The sequence below is a fragment of the Brevundimonas denitrificans genome (assembly GCF_030160755.1).
GTDB classification, from domain to species: domain Bacteria; phylum Pseudomonadota; class Alphaproteobacteria; order Caulobacterales; family Caulobacteraceae; genus Brevundimonas; species Brevundimonas denitrificans.
Genome location: NZ_BSOY01000092.1, coordinates 1 through 7,686, shown reverse-complemented (window position 1 = coordinate 7,686; position 7,686 = coordinate 1). Strand labels below are relative to the sequence as shown.

The window sequence follows — 7,686 nt, the reverse complement described above, 5'->3', positions numbered from 1 at the left end:
CTCCGGCCCGGACGTCGCCGCCCCGCGCGGCCGACCGGCCCGCCGAACGGCCCCTCATCTATATCGACGCCGGCCACGGCGGCCGCGATCCGGGCGCCCATGGGGCCGAGTCCCGCGAGAGCGCCGTCACCCTGGCCGCCGCCCTCGACCTGAAGCGCGAGCTGGAGCGCGCCGGCCGGTATCGCGTGCGGCTGACCCGCGAGAGCGACGCCTATGTCGCCCTGTACCGCCGCGTGGCCATCGCCCGTCAGGCCGACGCCGACCTGTTCATCTCCCTGCACGCCGACGCCGGCGCCGATCCGGCCACGCGCGGGGCCAGCGTATACACCCTGTCCGAACAGGGCGCCGGCCGGGCCGTGCGCGAGTTCACCCGCGGCGAGAACTGGCACCGCAGTCTGAACCTGCCGGGCCGCGACCCCTCGGTCGACCGCATCCTGCTGGACATGACCCAGCGCGCCACCCAGAACCGCTCGGCCCAGCTGGCCCGCACCCTGCTGGGCGAGCTGGAGGGCGCCGACCATCCGATGCTGCGCCGCAGCCACCGCGACGCCGGCCTGGCCGTGCTGCTGGCCCCCGACGTGCCCGCGGTGCTGCTGGAGATGGGCTTCATCACCAATCCCGAGGACGAGCGGATGCTCAACGACAACCGCGCCCGGCGGCGGCTGATGCGCGCCGTCGCGGACGGGATCGACCGCTATTTCCGCGAGCCGTCCGGGACGTTGCAGATGGCCTCGGCGGGCGGGGCGTCGGGCCAGCCCTGAGGGCCGAGCGAAGCGGGCTCGCGCTGGCCGCGCGAGGGGCGAGAAGACAGTGTTTCGGGCTGCCGAAAAGGGCGCACGCCGCCTTGAATGAGGCGCCGACCGGCTTCTTCGATCTGGACGTGGAGGCGGAGGCGCGGCGCAAGATGCGGCAGGCTTGGACCTTGAGCCGGCGGCCCAGCGTGGCGGACCGGGTCAAGGTGCTGGGGGCGGCGACAGAGCGGGCGCTGGTGGAGCCGCCAATCGGTCGACCGAGACGCATCTCGGCGACCGCAGAGGCGGGCGAGAGCCTATTTTCAGGCCGGAAAGCGGTATGTGTCCCCACTTCAGGAAAGGGATGTAAGTCGCCACTTCCACGCTCAAGGTCCATACTTGAGGAAGTAGTGCCTCGGCCATGAAAGTTGTAATGGTTCTCCGCTCCCGCGATGCCGTGGAAATTAGTGTATATGAATACGGAACGATCTAGCCGCTTCAAAAAACGCTAGAATGGAATCGCCTGATAAGTTCTTTGAAGAAAGAAGCGCTAACTCATGCCTGCAAATTCCCGATATATATGATGAGATAATATCTTCCTTATCTGACCCGCTCCATATCAAATAGTCTAAATTGCTTATCAGCTGTATAGTGTTTGCAGATCTACGATAAGAGATTCTGTCTTTCAGTATACCAATATTATTTGGAATTATTATTGGGGAATATTCTATACATAAGTATACGCTATTTAGTTCAAAATCTTTCAGTGTTTTATTCATGTATGGAATAAACAACTTAGATATTTCAATTCTCTTTGCAGAGACAGAGTGAAACAAAATGCCGGACTCTCTATAAATCATCAGCATCTCTCAGATAAAGGCGGTAGATGGTTATTTAATAGTACATATACAGTACATCTGCTGTACTCGTCAGTTCTTGCCTGCCATCGCCGGTCGTAATCTGCCAGTATATCCATTTGAGCGTTATAACATTCGTAGTCGCGAGCGCAGTATCGCCGAACCGGATTCAATTCTGATGTAATTCCATATTTCAACAGGCGTCCACTTTCTACCTCTCGAAGAGCATATACAATCGTCCGCCTCTGGGACCTGTAGCTATTTCCATGACAAGCAGGCGAGATCGCTGCTGCCAAAGAACCTCCGAGCGCACTACCAACAAGGGCTCCCTCTCCAGCTGCTGCGGCACTGCCGCCAACACATACAACTGGTGCGCCGGGGCCGGTTGCGGTGCTGGCCGTGCAAACCAACAACGTCGCTCCGACCGCCCCCGCTACGGCGCCAGAACCAGCGCCTCTTGCGATATCTCGCCCGCACTGCTCAGGATCCTGAGGTCCTCCGCCCCCTCCACCTGGATCCTGCGGGCTCGTAAACGATGCTGTAAGCGGATCAAAATTCCCAAAGTGCAGGATGCCGATGTTATAAGGAAGGTCTGGCACGAAGTCGTGGCAACCTTTCTGAGGCGGAATTCCTCCGGTCCAACAAAACTGAGTGCCACCCGGCTGCCCCTCTTGTAGCCCACTAGGATCAGTGAAGTTCACCGGGTCTGCGCCGACGTACGCATACAAGTTCGCTCCGGCAGCATAGCCGATCGGATCGGTCTGCAGGAACCGTCCGAGCTGCGGCAGATAGGTCCGCGCCCGGTAGTGGTAGGCTTCCGCCTCGGACAGCCAAGCCTGGCCGGTGTACTGGAACCGCCCCGTGTTGCCTGAGGCCGGAACACCGTATTCGTCGTAGCGGTTGATGTTCGAGACCACGCCGCTCCCGTTCGTCAAGGCCATCACAGACCCCCTCTCGTCGGCCAGCAGCCAGCTGCGGCTTCCGGTGCCCGATCCGACGTAGCTGGTCACGACCCCATCCAGCCCCAGGCCCGGAACGTAACGGTTGGTCACCGCGCCCTGGTCGTCATATTCCGCAATCGTCTGCACCCCGGCATAAAGGAAGTAGCGGGTCGGTCCGACGCCGCTGGAGCGCAGCAACCGACCGTTGGCGTCATAGAGGAAGGTCGCTGTGGCGGAGTCGGTGGACGTCTGAAGCCGGTTGGCGGCGTCATAGGCATAGGTGTGGCCCGTCCCCGTCGTCAGGTTCCGGTTGGAATCGTAGGTGATCGACGTGCTGTCGATCTGGGTGACCGCGTTCAGGCCGTTCAGGGTGTAGCCCGTGCCGCCGCTGGCGGGAGTCCAGACATAGTCGTCGTCGCTGACGGTGCGGCCGACGATCTGGCCGGCGGGGTTGTAGCTGAAGCCGAGGGTCACATCGTTCGAGGTTCCGTCCGGGTTCTGGACCAGCGAGGTCAGCCGGGCGAAGGCGTCATAGCCGTAGCTGGTCGAGGCTCCCGCGCCATCAGCCCGCGTGATCCCGGTCAGCTGACCCAGATTGCTGTACCCATACTGCGCCAGCACGAACGCGCCGCTGCCCGCGCCATTCTCGCGAATGGTGGTCACCGCCCCGTACAGGTCATGCTCATAGGCGGCGTAGAAGGCATCCGGCCAGGTGATCCGGGTCATGCGACTGGCGGCGTCATACTCGTAGCCGACCACGCCAAAGGTTGAGCTGGACTCCGAGGTCTGACGGTTCAAGGCGTCATACGCCATGGTGATCGACTGCACCGACGGGATTTCGGCGTAGATCGTCCTCCCCAGGTTGTCGTAGGCGAAATCGGTATCCTGGGTTCCCGAGGGCGCGTTCACGGCCGTGAGCCGGTTGAGCGCGTCGAAGTCGAAATAGGTCAGGTCGCCGGCGCGGTTGCGGCTGCTGTAGGGCCGGCCGTAGTCGTCGAAGACGTAAGCCTCGTAGTCTGTTGTCGACGTGCCGCCCCCTGCGGCGTTCGGGTAGCGCAGCTTGGCCAGACGGTCGAAGCCGTCGTACTCCATGATCGAGACGTTGCCGTTGCCGTCGATCAGGCTCTCGACCTGGCCGTTGTCGGTATAGGCGACGCTTTCGGTCAGGACGTCATCCGTGCCGAGGGCTGAAGTGGTCGTGAGGGGGCGGCCGACATCATCATAGGTGGTCTGGACGATGCGGTCGGGGCCGAAGCCGCCCGTGGTATCGAGGGAGCAGGCCGAGGACGGCAGGCTCGAAAACTCCGCCGGGTTCATGCGCACGGCCACGCAGGAGGGGCGTCCGGCGGCGTCCCAGGTCACCTGCTGGACGCCCGCGACCGCATTGGCGGCCGATAGCTGACGCGTCTCAACCAGGCGGAAGAACTGGGCGGCGTCATAGGTGATCTGGCTCTTCAGCAGGGCCGAGAAATTGGCCCATGTCCCGCCCGAGGCCGTGCCGGTCTCGGCGAGGGTGACCTGGCCCCGGCTGTTGTACGTCAGCCGCTGGGCTCGGTTCAGAAGGGCGCCGCCGTCCGGATCAGGGCCGATGACGCCGATCCTCTGGCGAGGGTCGGATGTGTCATAGACATAGGTGGTGGTGTCGGCTGTGCCGGAGAGGGGGCCGTCGACCGTCAGAACGTCCCCTTGAGGCGTCCAGGTCGTCTCGACCTCTGCCATGACCGGTGTTGCGCCCGAGCCACGACTGCTCGAGATCGGCAGCAAGTTGTTGGGTGAGGAAGTCGTAGGATATTCCACGGCGGACACCACCTCATTGGCCGTGGTGGTGCAGACCGGCGTCGGCGACGTCTGGGGATCGCCGGTGGCGCAGGCCGAGGTTCCGATGGGTAGTGAAATGGCGGCGCCGTTCACATAGGTCGATGCGCTGTCGCGGTAGCGGGCCTGGAAGGCGTCATAGGCGTAGCGCGTCTGGGGGCGGGCCGCGCTGACCGCCGGCGCAGGCAGGGTGACGCTGAGCAACTGGCCGGTCGTGGAGTCCCACTCATAGTCGGTGACGCCGCCCATCGCATCGGTGGTTGATTCAGGCTTGTTGCAGGTCTCGATGTCAGCGCAGGGCAGGGCCGGATACTGGGTGCTGGTGACGATCGGATCGAGCGAGCTGCCTGGCTTGGGGTTCCATGTCGTCTCCACCACGTTGGAGCGCGAATCGTACTCGTACTCGACGAAGTCGCCCTCCGGCTGGGTCACCCGGGTGACGCGAAGGTCGGCGTCGTACTGCCAGGTCCATTCGTTGCTGAGCGCGTCGGTGACGGAGGTGGCGCGACCGATCATTGTGTCGACTTCGACGGCCAGTCCCTGATTCAGGGGGCCGGAGGCGGTGGTGGTCTGGACCGAGCCGGTGGTTGAGTATGCGTAGTCCCACTGACCGCTCGCGTCGGTCACGCGATTGACGAGCAGATCGGTTGAGGTGTTGTAGTCCACTGCGACATCGTCGGCCGTGGCTCCCGGATACCGAATGCTTTCGATGGCGAGCCAGGCGCCGATCGCAGAGTAGGTGTAACTTGTCACCCGTCCCGCTTGGTCGGTCGAAGTCTGCGGGATGCCCAATCCCGTGGTGAAGCTGCCGTAGGTGACGCTCGGCCAAGTCTCGGTGAAGGACGAGCAGCTGTTTGCGGTGGCGTCGCACCAGTCGACCGCCAGGTTGATGCCGCGCACATTGGTCACACGCCACCACGTCTGGTCGTCATCATCGTCCGAGGCGTATGCGTATTTCAGCATATAGCCACGATTGTTCGTGATGGCCGAAAGCCGGTAGATCCTTCCCACGAAGGGGCGAGTGCCCATCTGATAGATGTAGGTAACCACCTCGCCTGCAGGCGAGGTCCAGCTGGTGATCAATCCTTCAGTCGCGCCGTAGGGATTTTCGCCGTTCATCATGAGGGTGGCGAATACAGCCGTGTTCCCATGACGATCAGTAACCTGATATTCGCTGCCGACAAGTTCTAGGGTAGAGCCGTTGCTATATTTTGAGACGTACTCCGTCCCGTTCCAGACGAACGGTTCGGAGATCGGGCCAATGCTGGCGACCAAGTCTCCAGAACCGTTGGTACTGAGCCCCCCGATCTGATTGTCCCGCCACCCGCCCGCGAACCATCGACCATAAACCAGTCCCCCAGCACCCGGCTGGCCGATGACCACCTCGGTCGTGGCGTGACTGAAGGTTCCTCTGACCAGATCCACGCCGCGCGGATCGAGCGTGTAATGCTCGGGGGGAATCGGCTGCTCCTGAGCCACCACCGCTGGAGCCAGGAGGGTCACGATTGTGCTCGCGAGTAAGCACGCGGTCCTTTTGAAATGAGCCATCAGAAGCACCCTCCGCCGGTGACCGTGCCGGACCAGCGGGTCACGCCGCCGCTCTTCACCGCCAGGGTTCCGTCACTGTTCAGGAAAAGCTCTGCGCCGGAGTACGCGCCTGTATTGCTCTGCCAGAGGATGGCTCCGGCTACGTCGCGCACTACGAGGTTGCCGTTGATCTCCATCCGCGCGTACAGCGACCGCCCCGTGCCGGTGCAACTGTGCTGGACCACGCCTGACGGTCCGGTCACCACCAGGTCGCCGCTGACCTGCTGGGTCAGGGTGTAAGACCCATTGGTGATCCCCTGGGTCGGGACAAGGCTCTCGCCGCTCATGAGCTTGCCCGCTGTCGTGGGGCCGGTGGTCGCGACGGCGTTGCGGGCCGTGCGGTTGTCGGCGTCGTCCAGCGTATAGGCGGCATAGGCCCCGGACGTCGGCCGCGCCGTCGTCGCCGCGATCAGCCGCCCATTGGCGTCATAGAGATAGGTCTGGGCGTCCTGCGCCAGCGTGGGGAAAGCGAGCGCGGCCAACAGGCCTGCCGACAAGAGTGTTGATTGCATGTCGTCGTTCCTCCCTAGATTGCATCTATTCTCGTAAAAAGGGAAAGAGTCAATATGGCGAAGCTGCACGACAGGCCGGCCTCGGCCCCTTCCGGCCGCCGACGAGATTCGGATATGGACGCCGATGTCGTGGCCGCCGCGCGACAGGAGCTGGACCGTCGCGTCACGGCTCTAGCCGGGGCCTCCGACGCGGGCTAAACCAGCCCATCGGGCCCGCCATTCGGAGTATCAGGTGAAGATTGCCGAACGCTGGTTCGTGATGGCGGGCGTGGCCCTGCTGGGCGGGATCGCCCTGGCCGGGCTGATCGTGGCCGTCTATGCGGCCTGGCTGTTCCATGACCTGCCTGACGCGTCCGAGCTGGCCGACTACCGGCCGGCGACGGCGACGCGGGTATACGCCGGCGACGGGACGCTGATCGGCGAATTCTCGGACGAACGGCGCATCTATGTGCCGTATGAGCAGATCCCCCTGCCGGTGATCCAGGCCTTTCTGGCGGCCGAGGACCGCAACTTCTTCAACCACGGCGGCATCGACGTGGGCGGTCTGGGCCGGGCCATGTTCAAGAACATCTTCAACGCCGCGACGGGGCGACGGCTGGAGGGCGGCTCGACCATCACCCAGCAGGTGGCCAAGAACGTCCTGCTGACCAATGAGAGCAGCATCAACCGCAAGGTCAAGGAAGCCATCCTGGCCAACCGGCTGGAAGCGACCCTGACCAAACAGCAGATCATGGAGCTGTATCTCAACGAGATTTTCCTCGGCTATCGCTCGTATGGCGTGGCCGCGGCGGCCTATAACTATTTCGGCAAGTCGCTGAGCCAGCTGACGCCGGACGAGGCCGCCTTCCTTGCGGCCCTGCCCAAGGGGCCGAACAACTACCACCCCAAACGCCACCCCGAGGCCGCGCTGGGCCGCCGCAACTGGGTGCTGGGGGAGATGAACCAGAACGGCTTCATCAATGACGCCCAGCTGGCGACGGCGCTGGCCCGGCCGCTGGCCGCGCAGGACGCGCCGCGCCGGGCGGCCTACGCCGACGCCGACTTCTTCGTCGAGGAGGCGCGCCGTCAGGCCATCGCCCGCTTCGGCCGCGAGGAGGTCAACCGCGGCGGCTACTATATGCGCACCACCCTGGACCCGTCGCTGCAGTCGGCGGCGCGCGACGCCCTGATGCGCGGGCTGGAGAACTATGACCGCCGACACGGCTGGCGCGGGCCGTGGGGCACGACCGACTTCGCCGAGGGC

The 7,686-nt window shown here is 63.7% G+C and carries 4 protein-coding genes; 2 read left to right on the top strand and 2 right to left on the bottom strand.

Annotated elements, in window-relative coordinates; genetic code table 11:
- The coding region (locus QQJ79_RS14165; protein WP_284223565.1) for an N-acetylmuramoyl-L-alanine amidase family protein at nt 1-761 on the top strand (761 nt) is incomplete at its 5' end.
- An 829-nt stretch (nt 762-1,590) separates the two neighbouring features.
- Here the strand turns inward: QQJ79_RS14165 and QQJ79_RS14160 are convergent.
- The gene (locus QQJ79_RS14160; RefSeq protein ID WP_284223564.1) at nt 1,591-5,847 is read right to left on the bottom strand and encodes an RHS repeat-associated core domain-containing protein; all 4,257 of its coding nucleotides are present in this window, start codon (nt 5,845-5,847) and stop codon (nt 1,591-1,593) included.
- Nucleotides 5,848-5,891: 44 nt separating this feature from the next.
- A complete protein-coding gene (locus tag QQJ79_RS14155; protein ID WP_284223563.1) occupies nt 5,892-6,443 on the bottom strand; it encodes a hypothetical protein in 552 nt (183 codons plus the stop codon).
- Nucleotides 6,444-6,702: 259 nt separating this feature from the next.
- Between QQJ79_RS14155 and QQJ79_RS14150 the strand changes: the two genes are divergently transcribed.
- Nucleotides 6,703-7,686: transglycosylase domain-containing protein (locus tag QQJ79_RS14150; protein WP_284223566.1), on the top strand; the 984-nt coding region annotated here is incomplete at its 3' end.